The 20,045-nt window shown below is 41.4% G+C and carries 18 protein-coding genes; 16 read left to right on the forward strand and 2 right to left on the reverse strand.

Going from position 1 to position 20,045, the window contains the following annotated elements; translation table 11 throughout:
• Positions 1-5: 5 nt before the first annotated feature.
• The 7 genes from ccoS to murC all read left to right on the forward strand — a co-directional run bounded on the left by ccoS (position 6) and on the right by murC (position 8,955).
• A complete protein-coding gene (gene ccoS, locus L1765_RS01595) occupies positions 6-146 on the forward strand; it encodes a cbb3-type cytochrome oxidase assembly protein CcoS (RefSeq protein WP_236403705.1) in 141 nt (46 codons plus the stop codon).
• 32 nt (positions 147-178) lie between these two features.
• Positions 179-598 carry a c-type cytochrome gene (locus L1765_RS01600; protein WP_236403707.1) on the forward strand — a complete coding sequence of 140 codons (420 nt, stop codon included), beginning with the start codon at positions 179-181 and terminating at the stop codon, positions 596-598.
• A gap of 309 nt (positions 599-907) precedes the next feature.
• Complete coding sequence (locus L1765_RS01605; protein ID WP_236403712.1) at positions 908-2,131, forward strand: ABC transporter permease; 1,224 nt, start codon at positions 908-910, stop codon at positions 2,129-2,131.
• 2 nt (positions 2,132-2,133) lie between these two features.
• Positions 2,134-2,817: an ABC transporter ATP-binding protein gene (locus tag L1765_RS01610; protein WP_236403714.1), complete on the forward strand. Its 684-nt coding sequence runs from the start codon at positions 2,134-2,136 to the stop codon at positions 2,815-2,817.
• Between the two features lie 732 nt (positions 2,818-3,549).
• Positions 3,550-6,213, forward strand: coding sequence for a valine--tRNA ligase (locus L1765_RS01615; RefSeq protein ID WP_236403718.1), 2,664 nt, complete (start codon positions 3,550-3,552; stop codon positions 6,211-6,213).
• A gap of 21 nt (positions 6,214-6,234) precedes the next feature.
• Positions 6,235-7,578, forward strand: coding sequence for a bifunctional folylpolyglutamate synthase/dihydrofolate synthase (locus L1765_RS01620; RefSeq protein WP_236403720.1), 1,344 nt, complete (start codon positions 6,235-6,237; stop codon positions 7,576-7,578).
• A complete protein-coding gene (murC, locus tag L1765_RS01625; RefSeq protein WP_236403722.1) occupies positions 7,579-8,955 on the forward strand; it encodes a UDP-N-acetylmuramate--L-alanine ligase in 1,377 nt (458 codons plus the stop codon).
• A gap of 38 nt (positions 8,956-8,993) precedes the next feature.
• Here the strand turns inward: murC and L1765_RS01630 are convergent, their stop codons facing one another.
• Complete coding sequence (locus L1765_RS01630; protein ID WP_236403725.1) at positions 8,994-9,530, reverse strand: PilW family protein; 537 nt, start codon at positions 9,528-9,530, stop codon at positions 8,994-8,996.
• Between the two features lie 2 nt (positions 9,531-9,532).
• Positions 9,533-9,904, reverse strand: a complete 372-nt coding sequence (locus tag L1765_RS01635) for a type IV pilus modification PilV family protein (protein WP_236403727.1) — start codon at positions 9,902-9,904, stop codon at positions 9,533-9,535.
• A 394-nt stretch (positions 9,905-10,298) separates the two neighbouring features.
• Between L1765_RS01635 and L1765_RS01640 the strand changes: the two genes are divergently transcribed.
• From L1765_RS01640 to L1765_RS01680, 9 genes are all read left to right on the forward strand, one after another.
• The gene (locus L1765_RS01640) at positions 10,299-12,125 is read left to right on the forward strand and encodes a hypothetical protein (protein WP_236403730.1); all 1,827 of its coding nucleotides are present in this window, start codon (positions 10,299-10,301) and stop codon (positions 12,123-12,125) included.
• Positions 12,126-12,176: 51 nt separating this feature from the next.
• Positions 12,177-13,826 carry a GspE/PulE family protein gene (locus tag L1765_RS01645; protein WP_236403733.1) on the forward strand — a complete coding sequence of 550 codons (1,650 nt, stop codon included), beginning with the start codon at positions 12,177-12,179 and terminating at the stop codon, positions 13,824-13,826.
• A 13-nt stretch (positions 13,827-13,839) separates the two neighbouring features.
• Complete coding sequence (locus L1765_RS01650; protein ID WP_236403735.1) at positions 13,840-14,877, forward strand: type IV pilus twitching motility protein PilT; 1,038 nt, start codon at positions 13,840-13,842, stop codon at positions 14,875-14,877.
• A gap of 30 nt (positions 14,878-14,907) precedes the next feature.
• Positions 14,908-16,116 (forward strand): type II secretion system F family protein, encoded by a 1,209-nt coding sequence (locus tag L1765_RS01655; RefSeq protein WP_236403736.1) that lies wholly within the window; start codon positions 14,908-14,910, stop codon positions 16,114-16,116.
• A 148-nt stretch (positions 16,117-16,264) separates the two neighbouring features.
• Positions 16,265-16,678 carry a prepilin-type N-terminal cleavage/methylation domain-containing protein gene (locus tag L1765_RS01660; protein WP_236403737.1) on the forward strand — a complete coding sequence of 138 codons (414 nt, stop codon included), beginning with the start codon at positions 16,265-16,267 and terminating at the stop codon, positions 16,676-16,678.
• Between the two features lie 45 nt (positions 16,679-16,723).
• Positions 16,724-17,482 carry a prepilin peptidase gene (locus tag L1765_RS01665; RefSeq protein ID WP_236403738.1) on the forward strand — a complete coding sequence of 253 codons (759 nt, stop codon included), beginning with the start codon at positions 16,724-16,726 and terminating at the stop codon, positions 17,480-17,482.
• 137 nt (positions 17,483-17,619) lie between these two features.
• On the forward strand, positions 17,620-18,627 hold the full coding sequence (gene pilM, locus L1765_RS01670) for a type IV pilus biogenesis protein PilM (RefSeq protein ID WP_236403739.1): 1,008 nt from the start codon (positions 17,620-17,622) through the stop codon (positions 18,625-18,627).
• Positions 18,624-19,235, forward strand: a complete 612-nt coding sequence (locus L1765_RS01675) for a hypothetical protein (RefSeq protein WP_236403740.1) — start codon at positions 18,624-18,626, stop codon at positions 19,233-19,235. Before pilM ends, L1765_RS01675 begins: the two co-directional genes overlap by 4 nt.
• 2 nt (positions 19,236-19,237) lie before the next feature.
• Positions 19,238-19,990 (forward strand): hypothetical protein, encoded by a 753-nt coding sequence (locus L1765_RS01680; RefSeq protein WP_236403743.1) that lies wholly within the window; start codon positions 19,238-19,240, stop codon positions 19,988-19,990.
• Positions 19,991-20,045 lie beyond the last annotated feature (55 nt).

Below are 20,045 nucleotides of genomic sequence, written 5' to 3' on the forward strand. Positions count from 1 at the left end.
ATGCCATGAATTTAAGCGTATTATTGTTTTTTGTCGTTTTCTTTTCTTTCGTCGGTTCATCGGTTCTGGTATTGTGGTGGTGCAAAAAATCTGGTCAATTTGATGATGTGGAAGGCATCAAGTACCGGATGTTGGAAGATGAATAGGATGATTCGCATATATGGGGGAGGGAATGAACATGTCAGATCACAAACACCATGAAGACCATCTGGAAGAAGTAAACGGAATGAAACAGGGGCACGGGAAGGTTCCCAAGTTTCTTATCGTGGTATATGTTGTATTGGCTGTGTGGGCCGTTGGATATGCTCTTTTGGCTGATGGCTTGGATGAAAGGGAACAGGCCACAGGAGGGGCAGCGCCTGTTGCCATTTCCGCCGAAGCGGGAGCCAGTGTATATGGAAAAAGCTGTGCCGGCTGTCATGGACAAAATCTTGAAGGTAGTGTAGGTCCTGCCTTAACAGGTGTTGTTAATAAATTAGGTGAAGATGAAGTTCTAAATATTATAGCCAATGGACGCGGAGGAATGCCTCCATTGGGTGGAACCGTAAGTGAAGATCAAAGGAAATCCGTAGTGGAATTCTTAAAAACCAAGAATTAGGAAATCCTATGAGAAAAGAAGAATAAGTCAGGAGTATTCAACTCCTGGCTTATTCCTTTCCGTCATCATACCATAGATCTGGAATTAAAGATTTACACGTCTGCTTGTCGAGTTCGTCAGGAAGTAACTCAGGTCCGCTTCAAGGCTAAAGAACGGAGCCCTCAAAAACATCTGGGTATTTCAAAGGCGGAGTCAGTTTGAGGGCTGATTCCCGTTCTTTAGCCCCAACGCTAACGAACGAACTCGAAGGCTGTCCGTATAAATCTTTAATTCCGTCTATATACATCCTCTAATTGGGGGAACTGATAAATGAAGAATCCTTTAAAGATTGGATTATGGCATATGGCGTGGAGAAGCCTGACCAGGAAAAAAGTCAGGGCATGTTTGCTTTCGGTTAGCGCAGCGATCACTTCGATGGTGTTATTTTCAGCTTATTTTTTTATCGTTTCCCTGGAAAATAGCTTTGAAGCCAGTTCTGCGCGACTTGGTGCCGATATTATTGTTGTACCAAAGGGAATGGGGCGTCAGTTAGAAGATTTGGCGATTTCCGGATTTGTATCTGATAAATATTTATCGGAAAACATCGTAAAGGAAATAGAAAGCTTTGATTCGGTGGAGATTGCCGCTCCTCAGCTGTATGTAAGCACGGTTTCCACCGTTTGCTGCGGGACAGAAGGAGACTTTCCGGTTGTCGCTTTCGATCCTGACAAGGATTTTACCCTTTCTTCCTGGCTGGCCGATAAAAAGGAGCTGCAACCGAATGAAATTGTAATCGGCTCAGAGGCTGGAGGTAAGAATTTCATCTATCACTATGACAATCCATATGTGGAGGAATGGGTGACCTTATTTGGAAATCCTTTTCGAGTTAAGAACGTATTATTTCCAACCGGAATGTCCACAGACAAAACCATATTTGTCCGTATGGATGCGATAAAGAAATTGGCTGAAAACCATCATCCTGCCCTTGCCATGCCCAAGGATGCCGTTTCTCTTATTCTTGTAAAAACAAAACCGGGGACCGCTGACTTTGTCCAGTTAAATATTAATCAGAAGTATTCTGACGCAGAAGCGGTAAAGGGTTCCGCTTTAAAGGAAACATTAAGCCGTCAATTGTTTCCCATGAAACTCCTAAGTTACTCGATGATTCTTCTTGTTCTGATTATGAATATCTTTCAGGTGATGACCATGTATACGGCGCTTATAGGGGAAAGGAAAAAGGAGATTGGAATGCTGCGGGCAATGGGAGCCTCAAAAAAATCAACCTTCCAATTGCTGCTGCTGGAAACGGGGATGACTTCATTATTAGGTGCTGCTGCAGGAGCATTTTTGGCAGGAGCCATTTTGTATGATAATCGAATCCTGATTCTCCAATTGATTCAACTTCCGATGAGGTTTCCTGACTGGCTAAGCGGTATGGCCTTAGGTTTCGCTGTCATTGCCATTATCCTGCTTGTTTCCTTATTGGCCGCCTTGCTTCCCATTTATCAAATGATGAAAAAAGAGCCATATCAGTTGATTCGGGAGGGGGAATAGCTGTGATATCCTTTGAACATATATCCAAATCCTACTTATTGGGCAAAGGGGAAAAAGTTCAAGCACTGTCTGATATCAACCTTCATATCCCGCCGGGAACCTTTACCGCAGTAGTCGGATCATCCGGAAGCGGGAAATCCACCCTCCTTGCCATTGCCGGTCTGATAGAAACTCCTTCTGAAGGGGAAATTTATTTTGACCTTGTCCCTGTTTCAAATATGAACGAAAGGGAACGCACAAAAATAAGAGGGGAACGATGTGGATTTGTCTATCAATTCCCTAGTCTTGTTCCGACACTGAACGTCATGGAAAATGTGATTTTGCCAAAAGTGCTTCAACACTCTTTTCATGCAAAGGATATTGCACGGGCTAAGGAATTGCTGGACATGGTTGGGATCGCTGAAAAGGCAGAATATTTGCCCCATCAGCTAAGCGGAGGAGAGAACAGAAGGGTTGCCCTGGTCAGGGCATTAATGAACAGACCTGAAATTATTTTTGCTGATGAACCAACCGGAGCCCTTGACGAAGAAAATTCAATGAAGATTGTTCAGCTTTTCCACCAGCTTCGTCAAAAGGGGATCACCATCGTCATGGTGACTCACCAGCTTCACTTGGCAAAGGGAGTGGATCAAGTCATCACTCTTTCTCAAGGGAAACTGGATAATATTTCAACATCCTGTCTATAATGAAAATATACCGCTTATGTGATCACGTAATTCAATCTGATGTTGACCATTTCTTATCTTTATGGATATGATATATATATATAAGGATTTAATAAAATAGTTGAAAAGAGAATAGTTAAAGAAACAATGATCGGGCTGAGTGTGTGTTGAACCTTCAGAGAGGAAAACTGTTGGGCTGGGAGGTTTTCCAGGTGTAGGCATATACGGTCCCCCGGAAGTTTTTCATCCGAACCCTTCTGAACACAAATCTTTGGATTTTTGTTCCACTCTTTGAACATCCTCTTATAGAGGTAGTAGGGTGAAACGGTGATAAGCCGTTATCTGATGAAGGGCCTATTTCTAAATGAAATGGGAACAAAGGTGGTACCGCGAGCAGCTTCTTTCGTCCTTTGGATGGAAGGAGTTTTTTTGTTCATCAAGAAATCTTGGTTCAACGATAAGGATGGAACTAAAGAATTTACACGTCCGCTAGTCGAGTTCGGCAACGAGGTGTTTAAAGTCCGCTTCATGGGTAAAAAACGGAGCCCTCAAAAACATTTGGGGATTTTGAAGATGGAGTCAGTTTGAGTGCTTGTTCCGTTCTTTAACCACTCCGCTGGGTACGAACTCGAAGGCTGTCCTTAGTAAATTTCTTTGATATGAAAATAACATTTTCATATCAATTTGTGACCCTGCGGGTCATGTATGTTTAGTTCCGTACCTGTTAACTCAAATGATGAAGGAGGAAAGATTATGTCTGAACAAACCACTGAATTAAATATTCCAAAAACATATGACCCGAAACAGGCAGAGGGGAAATGGTATGCCTATTGGCTGAAAAAGGGGCTGTTTAGGGCGGAAAGAAACCCTGAAAAGACTCCTTTCACCATTGTAATTCCTCCGCCCAATGTTACCGGAAATCTTCATATTGGTCATGCCCTCAACAATACCCTTCAAGATATCATGATTCGTTACAAGCGGATGCAGGGTTTTGATGCATTATGGCTTCCAGGAATGGACCACGCAGGAATTGCGACCCAAGCCAGGGTGGAGGGGAAATTAAAGGAGGAAGGGTTGTCCCGCTATGATCTTGGTCGGGAAACCTTCGTTGAAAAAGTATGGGAATGGAAGCATCATTATGCCAATGTGATTCGGGAACAATGGTCGAAAATGGGCCTTTCCCTTGATTATTCCAGAGAGCGTTTCACCCTTGACGAAGGATTATCCAAAGCCGTAAGAGAAGTGTTTGTTCGTCTCTACGAGAAGGGGCTGATTTATCGGGGAAAATACATTATTAACTGGGATCCTGTTACCCGCACCGCATTATCGGATATTGAAGTGGAGTATAAAGAAGTGAAGGGCGCTCTTTATCATCTGCGCTACCCGTTAAAGGATGGCAATGGTTATATTGAAGTGGCCACCACCCGTCCTGAAACGATGCTAGGGGATACCGCTGTAGCGGTACATCCTGATGATGAACGTTATCAGCATCTGATTGGCAAAACAGTTATACTCCCCATTGTCGGCCGTGAAATTGAAATTATTGCCGATAGCTATGTGGATAAGGAATTTGGAAGCGGAGCCGTAAAAATAACCCCTGCCCATGATCCCAATGATTTCGAAATTGGACAGCGTCATCAATTGGAACAAGTGTTAGTGATGGATGAAACGGGTCATATGAATGAAAATGCCGGAAAATATAAAGGAATGGATCGCTTTGAATGTAGAAAGGCCATTGTAAAGGATCTTCAGGAACAGGGAGTTTTATTTAAAATTGAAGAGCATGTCCATTCCGTTGGCCATAGTGAACGAAGTGGAGCCGTAATCGAACCTTATTTGTCCACCCAATGGTTTGTAAAGATGAAGCCATTGGCAGAGCAGGCGATTGCCGATGGGTTGAAAGAGGATACGGTTCAGTTCGTTCCTGAGAGATTTAAGAAAATTTATCTCCATTGGATAGAAAATGTGAGAGATTGGTGTATTTCCAGACAGTTGTGGTGGGGTCACCGGATACCTGCATGGTACTGTGAAGATTGCGGAGAAACCATCGTATCCCGAAAAGATGTGAGGGTTTGTTCCTGTGGAAGCCATCAATTGAAGCAGGACGAGGATGTGCTGGATACCTGGTTTAGTTCAGCCCTCTGGCCCTTCTCCACCCTTGGATGGCCGGATGAAACTGAAGACATCAAGCATTTTTATCCCACTGACGTTTTGGTTACCGGATATGATATTATTTATTTCTGGGTTGCCCGTATGATTTTTACCGCATTGGAATTTACCAACCAAAATCCGTTCAAATATGTGTTAATTACTGGTTTGGTTCGAGATGCCGAAGGAAGAAAGATGTCCAAATCCTTGGGAAATGGTGTTGATCCAATGGAGGTTATAGACCAGTATGGGGCTGATGCCATGAGGTATATGCTGGCTACCGGAAGCACTCCGGGAAATGATCAGCGCTTCCGTTGGGAAAGGGTAGAAGCGGCCCGGAACTTTGCCAACAAAATTTGGAATGCCTCCCGTTTTGCCTTGATGAATTTAGAAGGATTTACCGTTGATCAGATCAACCTTTCCGGTCCATTAAGCACCCCTGATCAATGGATTCTCCATCGTCTAAATGAAACGATTAAAGATGTAACCAGACTTTTGGATCAATTTGAATTCGGTGAAGTGGGCAGAATTTTGTACAACTTTATCTGGGATGATTTTTGTGATTGGTATATTGAGATGGCCAAAATCACATTATATGGAAATGATGAAAAAGGGAAGCTCAAGACCAAATCAGTTCTTACCTATGTATTGGACCAAATATTAAAGCTTCTCCACCCCTACATGCCCTTTGTTACCGAGGAAATTTGGCAGCATATTCCACACCAGGGAGAAAGCATCATGTCTTCCAAATGGCCGGTGGCCAATGATCAGTTTGATTATCCTGAAGCTGCCAAGGAAATGGGTCTGTTGATGGATATCATAAAGGCGGTACGAAACATCCGGGCGGAAGTTAATGTTCCATTAAGTAAAAAGATTGAGCTCCTGGTTAGGACAAATGAAGAAAATCTTCGCCTGTTGAAGGAAGGGGAATCCTATCTCCGCCGTTTTTGCAATACAGAAACTCTTCGTATGGGCCCTGAACTTTCAGTTCCCGAAAAGACGATGTCTGCAGTGGTAACCGGAGCGGAGATTTACCTTCCTTTGGCTGGCTTAATTGACATTGATAAGGAGATTGAACGGTTGTCTAAGGAGCTAGTAACCTTAAATTATGAAGTAGACAGAGTGCAAAAGAAGCTTTCCAATAAAGGCTTTATTGATAAGGCACCTGCTCATGTGGTTGAGGAAGAAAGAAAGAAGGAAAAAGACTACCTGGAAAAAAGAGAAAAGGTTAAGATTAGATTGGAAGAATTAAAAGGATTGGGTTCATAATTAAAGGTATGGTGAAATAAGATGAATGAAGGACCTTTTCAACATGTAAATGACGCAATAGGGTGGGTACATCAGCTGCTCACCCTGGGTATCAAACCCGGATTAAAGAGAATGGAATGGATGATGGAACAACTGGGAAATCCTCACCGACGGCTAAAGTTTATCCATATTGCCGGCACCAATGGAAAGGGTTCTGTGGCTTCTTTTCTTTCCTATGCTTTACGGGAAGCCGGTTATGATGTGGGAACCTTTACTTCTCCCTATATCATCCGATTTCAGAATCGCATTCAGTATAATCTAAAGGATATTCCGGACCAAGATTTAATGGAACTCACTTCAAAGGTAAAACCTTTAGCTGAAGAACTTTCCAAAACGGAGTGGGGATCACCCACAGAATTTGAAGTAATCACCGCTATGGCGATTCTTTATTTTGCCACGGTTTCTTTTCCCGATTATGTGGTGTGGGAAACAGGCCTTGGCGGAAGGCTGGATTCAACCAATATCGTTCATCCTGTGGTATCCATCATCACAAACATTGGATATGACCATATAAATATACTAGGTGAAAGCCTAAAAAGCATTGCCAGCGAGAAAGCCGGGATTATAAAGTCCGGGGTCCCCGTAGTAACCGCAGAGGAAAAAAAAGAAGCTCTTTCCGTCATTGAAGAGATGAGTCAATTGAAAAAAGCTTCCCTCTACCGGTTCAATCAGCATTTTTTTATAAAAGAAGAACACTTCTCCAAAGTTGGACAACGTTTCTCTTTTCAGAGTCCCTTTAAAGAATATTCTGGGGTGGAAATACAGCTGTTAGGAAAACACCAATTGATGAATGCTGCAGTTGCCCTGATGGCCCTTGAAATCTTAAGGCAGTACAATGCCGCCATTTTGGAGGAAGAGGATGTAAAAAGAGGAATGGCCAAAGCCTTTTGGCCCGGACGCTTTGAAAAAGTTAGCGAAAAGCCGCTGGTGATTTTAGACGGAGCCCACAATCCCGAAGGGATGTCTTCTCTTGTCGATGCTCTAATACAATTGTATCCTGAAAAGGAAAAACATGTTATTTTGGGAGTGTTGAAAGATAAAAACTATGAAGAGATGGTGCGCCGTTTAACACCGATTTGTTCTTCATTAACCCTGACCAGACCTTTCCATGAAAGGGGAGCCAATCCGGAAGAAGTGGCTGAAAAAATAAAGCCTATCATTGGTGATGCAACGGTTTTTGTTGAATCTCAATGGGAAAAGGTCCTAAGAATCATGATGAATGATTGGAATCATAAAAAAATGATTGTAATTACCGGCTCATTATATTTTATTTCTGATGTTAGGAAATTTCTGGTGGAGTACAACAAAGAAAGGATTGGTGACTAGGTGAAGACCAAGGAACATGTTCATTTTGTTGGAATTGGCGGATATGGGATGAGTGCCATCGCCCGAGTTTTATTAGATATGGGTTATCCAGTTTCTGGTTCCGATGTAACCAAAAAGGAACTGACGGATAAACTGGAGGCACGTGGGGCGACGGTTTATATTGGTCACGACTCGTCACATGTTGCCGGTGCCGACTTTGTTGTCTATTCCACCGACATTCCAAAGGATAACGTGGAACTTAGGGAAGCGATAAAGCAGAACATTCCCTTGGTTCATCGCTCCGATATGCTTGCCCGGCTGTTAAATGAGAAAAAAGGAATAGCCGTATCCGGGGCTCATGGCAAAACCACTACCAGCTCTATGATTGCTTTGATTTTGGAGAAGGCAGGAGTGGATCCCACATACGTCATCGGCGGAGAAATAGTTGATTTGAACAGCAATGCAAAAGCCGGAAAAAGCGATTATGTGGTTGCCGAAGCCGATGAGAGTGACGCCAGTTTTTTGAAATATTATCCCTATATTGCCGTGGTTACCAATATTGAGGCAGATCATCTCGAAAATTACAATGGTGATTTTAAACATTTAATAGAGGCTTATTACCAGTTCTTGGGGCAGATTCGTGAGGATGGGATCGCCATATTGTGCGAAGAGGATTCAAATCTTCAGGAAATAAAAATGAAATTGAATACAAAGATTGTTACATATGGGCTTTCCCAGGGAGATTATACCGTGTCCAATCTTCAGTTGGGTGATGGCAGGTCTTCCTTCACTGTACTCTATCAAGGTCAGGATTTGGGAGAAGTGAAATTGGCGATACCGGGGACCCACAATGTATTAAATGCTTTAGCTGCCATCATTGCTTCCTTGCAGGTTGGAGTGCCATTTGAAAAAATCTCAGAGATCCTTGGATGCTTTCGGGGGGCCAAACGACGCTTTCAACATATTGGACTTGTCCATGATATTTTAGTCATTGACGACTATGCCCATCACCCTACTGAGATTAAGGCAACAATCAATGGGGCAAAATCCACCGGGAGAAGGATCATTGCTGTTTTTCAACCCCAGCGATATACGAGGACTTATTTCCTGTTGGATGACTTTAGTAAATCCTTCGGTGAAGCTGATGAAGTGGTGATTGCCGATATTTATTCTCCCGCGGGAGAAAAACAGATCGAAGGGGTATCGGCAAAACGCCTTGTGGAGTTGATTAGGGAAAAAAGTCATTCAGGGGCTCTATTTATACCCACTAAAGAGGAAATATTACAGTTTCTAAAAGAAAAAGTCCAGCCCGGTGATATCGTTATCACGATGGGAGCAGGAGATATTTGGAAAGTGGCACACTCACTGGTTGACTCTTTGAAAATAATGGAGAAGTAATGGTGCACAAGAAATTAAAACAGAATCAGTTTCAGTGTTCACCAATCTTGAAAAAAAGTAGCTGCAGAAAATTGATAATTTCCTGAACTTGTTGTAAGTTCAATATTATATTTTATCCCCTTTTTCTGTATGCTGTCAGGGATATACTCCCAGCTAAAGAATGAAACATTTTTAGAGATAGACAAATAGTTTCCATCCCCAGGATCTATGGCAAAAGTATATTGAGGGAAAGGATCGTCGTTATCTGCAGTGTTGTCCCAATATATCCGTTTATTTCCTTCGCCGCTTTGAGACGGAAAAATAAGTTGAATAAAACCGGGATTTGGTCCAGGTTCATTCGGATTGCTGGACATAAAATTGCTTTTTGAAGTATTTCTAGTTGCCCTAACTAGATGATCCAGTATGATCCGGGATTCCTCTTGGACCTTTTCCTTTTCAGTTATGGTAGTCCAGGAACTGCTCACTTGATCCATAACAAGGAAAACTACCGAAAAAACAAGGGTTAAAAGGGCAACTGCTGCCAAGACTTCGACTAGGGTTATGCCATATTGGTTTTGGTATATTTTATGATTCATAATCAATTCACCCTTATGATTGAACGTAAAGTCACTAGATTTTGGCTGTCCCTGGTGGGATATACGGTAACTTCAACGATCCGGAGAGACGAAAGGGTCACTCCTTTTTTTGTTCCATACGAAGTAATCACGGGGGGGTCAATGGTGAATTCGGGGTATTGGGCACGAATATCATCCAAGGAATAGGTGGGATAATTTTCTTTTATCTCTTCAGTGACCCATCTGGCAATTTGCACAGCCTGGGTCTTCTCTTCTTCCTTTTTTGAATTGGTATAGGAGCCAGTAAACAACATGGAGACAGGAATTACAATAATGGCAAGTATGGTTATGGCTGCCAAGATTTCAATTAACGTGATTCCCTTTTCGTTGTTCATATTACTCTCTCCTCCCCTCCATAGATGCGGGACTAAAGATTTACACGCCCGTTAATCGAATTCGTCATAGAAGTGATATAAGTTGGCTTCGAGGCTAAAGAACGGTGCCCTCAAAAACACTTGGGTATTTCAACGATGGCGTCAGTTTGAGGGATAATTCCCGTTCTTTAGTCGCTCTGCTAAGGACGAAATTAAAGGCTGTCGTTAGTTCAGCTCATATCCTTTATCCGATGGTTAACTACCACATAGACTCTCACTTAATACTGAAATCGATCCTAACCCTAACTTAGCGGATTTCAGGAAAAAGAGCAACAAGGATTATTTTCGGATACAAAATCGAAGATTTTCAGATAAAATAGATATGAACCAAAAAACAGGGTGAGGGGATTATGTGATGACAGGAATCATAAAAAAAGAAGAAGGTTCTGCCTTAGTGTTGGTTCTCTTTCTAGTGGCTTTGCTAACTGTGTTTACCACACCTTTACTTCTCTCCACCTATGAAGGCTATCGTAATACTTTGAAAACGGAACAAAGTGAACAAGCCCAGCAGTTGGCGGAAGCAGGAATAAATATGACTTTGTCTTATTTTAAAGAAAAATATGATCCCTTTAATCCTATGCAAACATTGCTTGACGCTATCTCTTATGCCGATTCCGTGTCTGAACAGGAGCTAGGCTTTTCATTGGGAGATATTGAAGTAGCCATTGATACTGGAGTGAAAGAGATACGTTCTACTGGTCGGGTAAAGGATGAGGAAATCACTATAACGTTGAGTTATAACCCGCCCTTTCCACCGAATCTGGGGATATTTTCTTATCCCCTGGTTTTTGGAGATGTAAAAAATATATCAGATCTGGAAAGCTTTAAAGATGATGATGGAGTTCCTATTACCGAAGAACAAATTTTAGAATATTATGCTGATTTTGAGAATGATTTCAACATTCTTGTTTCTCAGCTCCCAACAGGAGATGATATTGTCTATTCACAGGATTGGCCTGCCGGTTCACAGCTTCCGGAAGGATTATCCAGTTCGCTGGAACTCACCCTTTCCCCGGACAATACGCCTGACCCTGTTGCAGAACCGGAGAAATTTATCGATAATAACGGGGTTCTTACTTTGCTGGCAAAAACAGTGGAAATTGATACCGGAAATAACTATGGGAGTTCCTGGACTATCCCTTATCCTATTATTGCCACTGAATCTATAAAGATAAATACAGATTTTAACAACGAAAAAGATCAATTAACCATTCAAGGATCACTCACTTCAATTGGATCATTTGAAATTAAAGATAAGTCAACATCCATTACGATAGAAGGAAACGTACTTAGTTCTGGGGATATTAAGATAGGCAAAGAGGTTAAAGACTTAAGAATTGACGGTTTTTTGGTCAGCCGAAATGGTGATATGGTAATGAATCAAAAATTGGAGAAATTAAATGTGCTTGGGGATGTCATGGCATTGAAGAAGATCAGTGTTGGACAGGATTCAAAAATAATCAATATCGACGGGAAAATAGCCAGTGTGAACGACATGATTGATTTTAACCAAAAAATTGAGGATTTGCTCATTGAAGAAGATGTGATTGCTTATAAAAAAGTAAATATAGGACAGGATTCATCGGACATTACAATAAATGGAAATCTCATCAGTGAAACCGATATGGTGGATATTCATTCAAAAATTGATGGCTTAACCATAGGAAAGAACGTGGTGGCGGAGAAAAAAATAAATATAGGTCAGGACGGTGGAAATTTTCAATTTAACGGAAATCTCATCAGTCAGTCAGGGGAAATCGATCTTAACCAAAAATTAGAAAACGTTGTGATTGAAGGAGCCTTGGTTGCCGGTAATAAAGTGAATTTTGGTCAGGATATTCAACAGCTCACCATTAATGGGTCAGTGGCCAGTCTGAATAATTCAGTTGATTTTAATCAAAAATCCGTGGATATTAACATTAATGGAGATATCCTGGCTAAGAAAGAAATTACTTTTGACAAGAATTTGGAGCAGATAAGGATATTAGGCCGAGCCGTTTCATTAGAAAGCGTATCTTTCAGTCAAAACATTTCTGACTTTTCTCTGTGGGGAATCGCAGCCATGAATGAAATTTCGGGAAATGACAGGTCGACGATTGTTTTAGATCTTGCAGAGGCTGCAGCAGCAGGAGGTTCAGGGGGTTCCAGCGAATTGAGTATTATCGGTTGGAACATTCAATGATGAATTAAGAGTTAGCGGAATGATCTTCAGCGAATAAGGGAGATGTCAGTCATGACCAGAAGAAGAATTGGGGATATATTAGTTGAATCGGGGATCATTACGGATCAACAGTTGAAGCAGGCTCTTCAGGAACAGAAGGGAAGCGGGATGAAGCTGGGGGATCTTTTAATAGATCGAGGATATATTACTGAACAGCAACTCATAGAAGTATTGGAATTTCAACTGGGAATTCCCCACGTCCAACTGCATCGCCAAAAGATAGACGATAAGATCATCAATATGATTCCTGATAAAATAGCAAAAAAACATCGGGTACTTCCGCTTCGTCTAGAAAATAATAAATTAATTATTGCCATGTCCGATCCCCTAGACTACTATGCCATTGATGATGTCCGCATGAGTACGGGCTTTCAAGTGGAACCGGTTATTGCTTCCAAGGAAGAGTTAAATAGGGCTATTAATCGGTATTACAGTTTGCAAGAAACTTTAGACGAAGTCATGCAGACGATTCCCAAAGAAATAGAGGAAACAGAAGCGACAAATGATAATGCTCCAATTGTCAGGATGGTGAATCAGATTATTTCCCAAGCGGTAAATATGGGTGCCAGCGACATTCATTTTGATCCACAGGAAAACAGCGTGAAAATAAGATACCGGATAGACGGAATATTAAGGACGGAAAGGGACTTGCCTGCCCATATGCTGGGTGTCATAACAGCAAGGCTTAAAATATTATCCAACTTGAACATCGCCGAACGCCGTTTACCCCAGGATGGCCGGTTCGAGATGGAAGTGGATTATCGAAAAGTAGATATTCGTATTTCTACCCTTCCCACAATACATGGGGAAAAAACAGTACTTCGTATATTGGATATGGCCAATGCGATCACCAATATAGAGAAGCTGGGACTATCTCAAAACAATTTGGCCTCTTTTAGAAAAATGATTTCTTCGGCTTATGGGATAATCCTGATTACCGGCCCCACCGGAAGCGGGAAAACCACCACCCTTTATGCAGCCCTTAGCTATTTAAATTCGGAACAGGTAAATATTATAACCGTTGAGGACCCGGTTGAGTACCAACTTCCGGGAATTAATCAGGTGCAGGTAAATACAACGACGGGACTTACCTTTGCCAGGGGACTTCGTTCTATTCTCCGTCAGGACCCCAATATTGTCATGGTCGGAGAAATCCGGGATTTGGAAACGGCGGAAATCTCTGTTCGAGCCGCATTAACGGGCCATTTAGTATTAAGTACGTTGCATACCAACGATGCGGTCAGCACGTTAAACCGTTTAATCGATATGGGAATTGAACCCTTTCTTGTCTCTTCATCCATTGCGGGCGTAGTGGCTCAGCGTTTGGTGCGACGTATTTGTCCCCAATGCAGGGACTCCTACCAACCCTCTTTTGAAGAACAAAATTTGCTGGAACAATATCAATTATCTGCCTCCAAATTGTATCGTGGTCAAGGATGTGGGAGTTGCAGCCAAACCGGGTACAGGGGCAGATTGGCTATCCATGAGGTGTTATCCTTGGATGAAAAGATGAGAGAGATGGTAATGACAAGGAAGTCAGATTCAGAGTACCGAAATTATGCCATGTCCATCGGCATGGTTCCAATGATCAAGGATGGTTTGATGAAGGCGGTTGAAGGATTAACCACCATTCAGGAAGTATTAAGGGTAACCATTGAATGAGGAGGAATCGAAATTGGAAATTGAGCAGTTACTCCGTCTTGCCCATGAGCAGGGGGCTTCAGATTTGCACATTACGGTAGGTTCACCGCCTATTCTGAGAATTCATGGCCAATTAAAACCACTTCCTGGAGAGAAGCTAAAACCAAATGAAACGGCAGAAATAGCTAGACAGTTGATGACACAAGAACAAGATGAGCGATTCCGGGAAAAGGGTGAAGCAGATTTTTCCTATGGCATCCCTCAAGTTTCCCGTTTTAGAATTAATGTATACCGCCAAAGGGGTTGTGTCAGTTTAGCCATTCGGACCATCAACTCAAAGGTTCCCAGTATGGAGCAGTTGGGTCTACCTCCAATTGCCCGTGATTTTGCTGAAAAACCTCAGGGATTATTTTTGGTTACCGGACCAACCGGCAGCGGTAAATCTACGACATTGGCATCGATGATTGACTATATCAATCGTACGATGTATAAACATATCATTACCTTAGAAGATCCCATTGAATATTTGCATCTTCATCAGCGCTGTATTATAGACCAAAGGGAAGTGGGGCAGGATACGTTATCCTTTGCCAATGGCTTGCGTGCAGCCTTAAGACAGGACCCTGATGTTATTTTGGTCGGGGAGATGAGGGATCTGGAAACCATCGCCACTGCTATCAGTGCCGCCGAAACGGGACATCTGGTGTTTGCCACTTTACATACCTCTGATGCTCCTCAAACCATAGACAGAATCATTGATGTCTTTCCTCCGGCCCAGCAACAACAGGTTCGTATTCAATTGGCTGCGGTTTTACTGGGAGTAATGTCCCAACGGTTGATTCCTACGGCGGACGGAAACGGAAGAATGGCAGCCATTGAAGTACTGGTCAATACTCCAGCTGTAGCCAATCTGATCCGTTCAGAAAAGGTGCATCAAATAAAATCCATTATGCAGACAGGGATTCAGCAGGGAATGATTACGATGGAGCAATCGCTAAAACAGTTAATTCGTTCAGGACATATTACGGAATCAATGGCTAGGCAATACTCTGTCAACTTTGGTGATTTTTAATTTTCTTCTGACCATATAGGAGGTGAAGGGATGCCTGTCTTTCAATACAAAGCCACTTCCCGAACGGGACAGAAAAAAAAGGGGATGATTGAAACCAATAATCTTCAAGATGCATACCAACGGTTGAGGGAACAGGGATTGTATGTCTCTTCCATTGCTCCTTATAAAGAATCCGTATGGAAAAAAGAGATAGAACTAGGAGGGAACAAGGTAAAATCCCAGCACTTTGTCGTGTTTTGCCGTCAATTTGCCACCTTGATCCGCGCGGGAATCGGAGTGGTAGATGCCGTAAAGGTGCTAAGCGAACAAACGGAGAGTAAGGTTTTAAAAAAGACCTTGGAAAGTGTGCTTGCGGAGATTCGTACAGGAACTCAGCTGTCTGCCGCTTGCATGGAACACCCTAAGGTCTTTTCTTCCATTTTTATCAATATGGTCCGGGCAGGGGAAGCCAGTGGGAACCTGGATGATGTGTTGGAAAAGCTGGCGTCCTTTTTTGAGAAAGAGCATGGGACAAGGGAAAAAATCAAATCGGCTTTAACCTATCCCATTACAGTATCGATCATTGCAGTATTGGTTACAGGATTCCTTATGTGGAAGGTGGTTCCCCAGTTTGTGAGTACATTTGAAGGACTGGGGATTCAGTTGCCGCTGGTAACCCGGATCGTGATGGGAATCAGCAACAGCGTCATTGGATATTGGTATTTGTATCTTGCATTTCCCTTCTTCATCTTCTTTCTCATCAAATGGTACGGGAAAACCGATAGCGGTAGGTATCGGTTGGATTACTTAAAATTGAAGATGCCTATTTTTGGAAAATTACTTCAAAAAACAGCAATGGCCCGTTTTTCAAGAACCTTTAGTTCCTTGTTTGCCGCTGCCGTGCCGATGTTACAAATTCTAAACATTGTTTCCAATGTGGTCGGAAATGAGGTGATCACCAGAACCATTGAAAAATCGAAAGAACATCTGCGAAGCGGGCAATCCCTAACCGGACCATTGAAAGAGAATTGGGTATTTCCTCCCATGGTGGTGCAAATGATGGCAGTAGGGGAACAAACCGGAACATTAGACAGCATCCTGGAAAAAGTGGCGGATTTTTATGAGGCGGAAGTGGATGCGATGGCTGATCGGTTAAAGTCACTGCTGGAGCCTTTGCTCATTGTGGTGATGGCCGGGATTGTCGGGATGATTGTATTGGCTATATTGCTTCCCACCTTTACGCTGTATAGCAACTTATAAGAGGATGTTCAAAAAGATTAATATTATATGAAAATTATTTGAAAGGTGTATACAAGTTTCGGTAAAGTCTTTATAATATAGGTGTCATAACCAAAATAGGACAAAAGTACTAATAGAGTGCTTTAGTACTAAGGGAAGGGGGAATTTTATGAATTTTTTACGTAAAAAGGTAAATTTTTTAAGGAATCAGCGTGGGGTAACTTTAATTGAATTACTGGCGGTCGTAGTGATTCTAGGCATTATTGCAGCAATTGCAGCTCCAAATATTATTGATAGTTTTGATGATGCAAAAGCGAATACGGATGCTACCACAGAAGAGATTATAATAAATGCAGCAAAAAGATTAATAATGGACAATGATGGATTTAACGCTGTTGATGATGATCCTAATTTTGATGAAGATGCGGATAATAATCCTGCCAACACGCTAGTTATTAGTATGAACACATTGGTTACTAATGGCTATCTTGACGAGGTTCCAGAAAGTCAAGTAGATGGTACAGCATATTCCAATATTACAGTTGTAAGAAGTGGTAATCAATATACTTATACTGTAAACTAATAATAAGGCAACCTCTTGGTTGCCTTTCTTTTTAAGGAGCATACTATGGAAATACTGATAATATTATTCATCATCTTCTCCCTGTTTATCGGGTCGTTTCTTAACGTGGTGGCCCTGAGAATTCCAAAAGGGGAATCCATTGTTTACCCGCCGTCTCACTGTCCTTCATGTAATCAGCGACTTAAACCTTGGGATTTGTTTCCCGTGTTCAGCTATATCTTTTTAAAGGGAAAATGCCGGTATTGCCGCAGGCCGATCTCTGTTCTTTATCCCCTTGGCGAAATATGGACGGCGGTTTTGTTTTTTTTCGCATTTGACCGCTTTGGATTTGACAAGGAATTATGGATTGCCCTTCCCTTTTTGGCTATTCTTTCGGTTATTACCGTTAGTGATTTAAAATATCAGATCATTTCCAATAAAGTGGTCTATTCCGGGATGATTTTATTTCTAATTCTAAGATTCTTTATCCGCCCTTTACCATACATAGACTATATTCTCGGGTTTTTCATTGCCGGGGGGTTGCTCTTTTTGATTGCAGTGATAACCCGGGGCGGAATGGGCGGAGGAGATATCAAATTGATGGCCATGATCGGATTGGTTATGGGCTGGAAAATGGCTTTGCTATCCTTCTTCATCGCTTCTTTTATCGGCGGAATGATTGGAGTTATGCTGTTGTTAACCGGAACCGTCAAGCGAAAAGAACCCATTCCCTTCGGCCCTTTTATTGCCATTGGAACAGCAGTTACCTATTTGTGGGGGGAAGCACTTCTTGATTATTATTTCAATATTTATTCACTATTTTAATATGAATCTTGGCAATCATTCATTTATCATATGTTACACTTAACTATTAGTAGATATAGAAGCGGACTAAAGATTTACACGTTCGCGAGTCGAGTTCTAAGCGAAATATTGATACTATTTTTAGCAGGGAGAGAATTATGGGACTCTTTAATAAATTCCCTTCGTTTTTAGGATTAGAATTTAAGGATGATATGGTTAAAATAATAGAACTGGTTCATCAAAAAAAAGGGTATCAATTGAGGAAAGCCGTCTATTCTCCTCTTTCCAATGGACTTATTCAAAATGGTCACATTCATGATATGGACGGGTTAAGAAAAATGATCAAGCCGTTAATAAAAGGAGAAAAATTTAAATCGAAAAAGGCGGTTCTTGCACTAAAAAGCGAGCAAATTATGCTTAGAACATTAAAACTTCCAAAATTACCTAAGAAGGAATTGGAGAAAGTGATTTTACTAGAATTGGAGAATAACATTCAACTTCCTTTTAGTGACCCTGTTTTTGACTATATTTCATTGCCTCATCAGAATTCAGAAGGAACAGAACAAGAATTATTACTGGTGATTGCTCCGGGGAGTGTGGTAAGGCAATATGTTCAACTCAGCAAATTGCTAGGGTTAAAACCCATTTGCGTAGATGTTCACTCACTTGCCATCTTAAGATTAATGAAATGGATAAGAAAGGAACTTCCAACGACATTTATGTCTGTGAATGTAGGCCATCATGGGGTGGATGTCAGCATATATCACCAAGGAATTTTAAGGTTGACAAGGAATATTTCACTTAGTTCATCGGACTATCTCATCAAATCCCCGGCAATTACCGATGCATTTTCCGCCATTCACTATCTGGAAAACAGTGATGGCCTGAAGTCTTATGCCCAGGATTTGGGACATGAGATTGAAAGGGTCATGAATTTTTATTTGTTTACCTTGAATAATCGTGACCAAAACCTTGATGAGATTGTTCTTTGCGGGGAAGCTCCCAACATTTCGCTGTTAGGTGAGTATTTATCCACAAGATTGCAAGTCCCCGTTCAAGTGGAGGACTGGACAGGATATATCGAAAACCAGACAGATATGGACATCAAGGATATGTCTGTCTTTTCGGTTCCTATTGGTCTGGGTATGAAGGAAGTGAGCAGATGATGGAAATAAACCTCCTACCTCGTGAACCTTTTATCATAAGGAATTTTTACCGTTTGCTTTTTCTGGCTTTTGCTTTGCTTTTGCTTATTTCCGCCATTCTTTTCAAATTTTATGTCTTTCAGCTTGAACAAAAGGATGAATTAACCAGGCAGTTAACCTCAAAAATAGAGCTGAAGCAAAAGATTGAAGAAATCATTTCAAACAATCAAAAGGTGGAGCAAATGGAAAAGCAGATGGCTGATATCAAACGGTATCAGGAAACCGTACTCTCTTTAGACAATAACAGGATAAATTGGGGAATCATATTGGGAGCTGTTAAACAAGCTCTACCAAATGAAAGCCAAATTATTGACATTCAGGTTACAGATCAAGTTCTTGAAGGAAAAGCTGCCTTCCATTCACTGGATGAAGTAGTCTTATTTAGTGAAACCTTAAAGAAGAATGCTTTGGTAGAGGATATTTATATTCAATTCATTGAAAAACCAGAAGCAGAGTTATTGGTTGATTCCGAAAGGAAATCATTCCCTATGTTGTTTGTTCAGCCTAAGGGGAGCAAAGTTGTCCAGTTTACGTTATCCATTAGTAAGAAAAATGCCTCAGGAGAATGATGATGTTGTCACGTAATCCGCTTTCTTTTAAATCGATTTACACAATTCTTGTTTTTTTCACCATTGGAATCCTATTTATCGGGATTGCATTTTGGTGGTATGTGATGCCCAATATCAGGGAAAATGACCGATTGGAACAAGAAATTTCCGCAATTGAGGAGTGGGAACAGATCAACGGTGTGCTCATAAAAAAAGAGGTTCCCGAACCGATTACCAAGGAACAATTGGTCCGGTTAAATGAGATGGTCCCTGTGGAGAGGGAAGTGTCCCGATATTTATACGATATTTATCAAATATTTAACCGTTTGAACTTGGATTTTGAACGGATAAAAATTGAAGAGGAATTGCCCTCAAACCCTTCATTATCAAATGACGTAAAAATTCAGGCGGGAAATGGTGTGATCAATCAATCGACAAATGGTGTAAAAAACCAGGATGCTATTGGATCAAATAAGCAGACTTCCGATAATAACGAAAATAACCTTCCCTATAAAAAAATTATATTTTCCATGACGATCGTAGGTGATTACCAGATCATGCAACAGGTGACGGAAGAATTATGGAAGCTGCCCCGGGTGGTAAAGTTTAACGAGATTAGATACTCTTTTTCAAAACAACCCAATATGTATGAAATTAATTATGTGTTTGAGATTTATTATTATGTGGAGCCTTTTAATAATGGATTGGAAACAAAATCTTTAAATATTCGTATTCCAAATCGTAAACCTATAAATGTGGTTCCATCATATTGGTGAGGGGAAAACCCCTCATTTTTGTTCTATCAATCTCTCATCTCTCATATAAAAATAG

It is taken from the genome of Microaerobacter geothermalis (assembly GCF_021608135.1).
Lineage (GTDB): Bacteria > Bacillota > Bacilli > DSM-22679 > DSM-22679 > Microaerobacter > Microaerobacter geothermalis.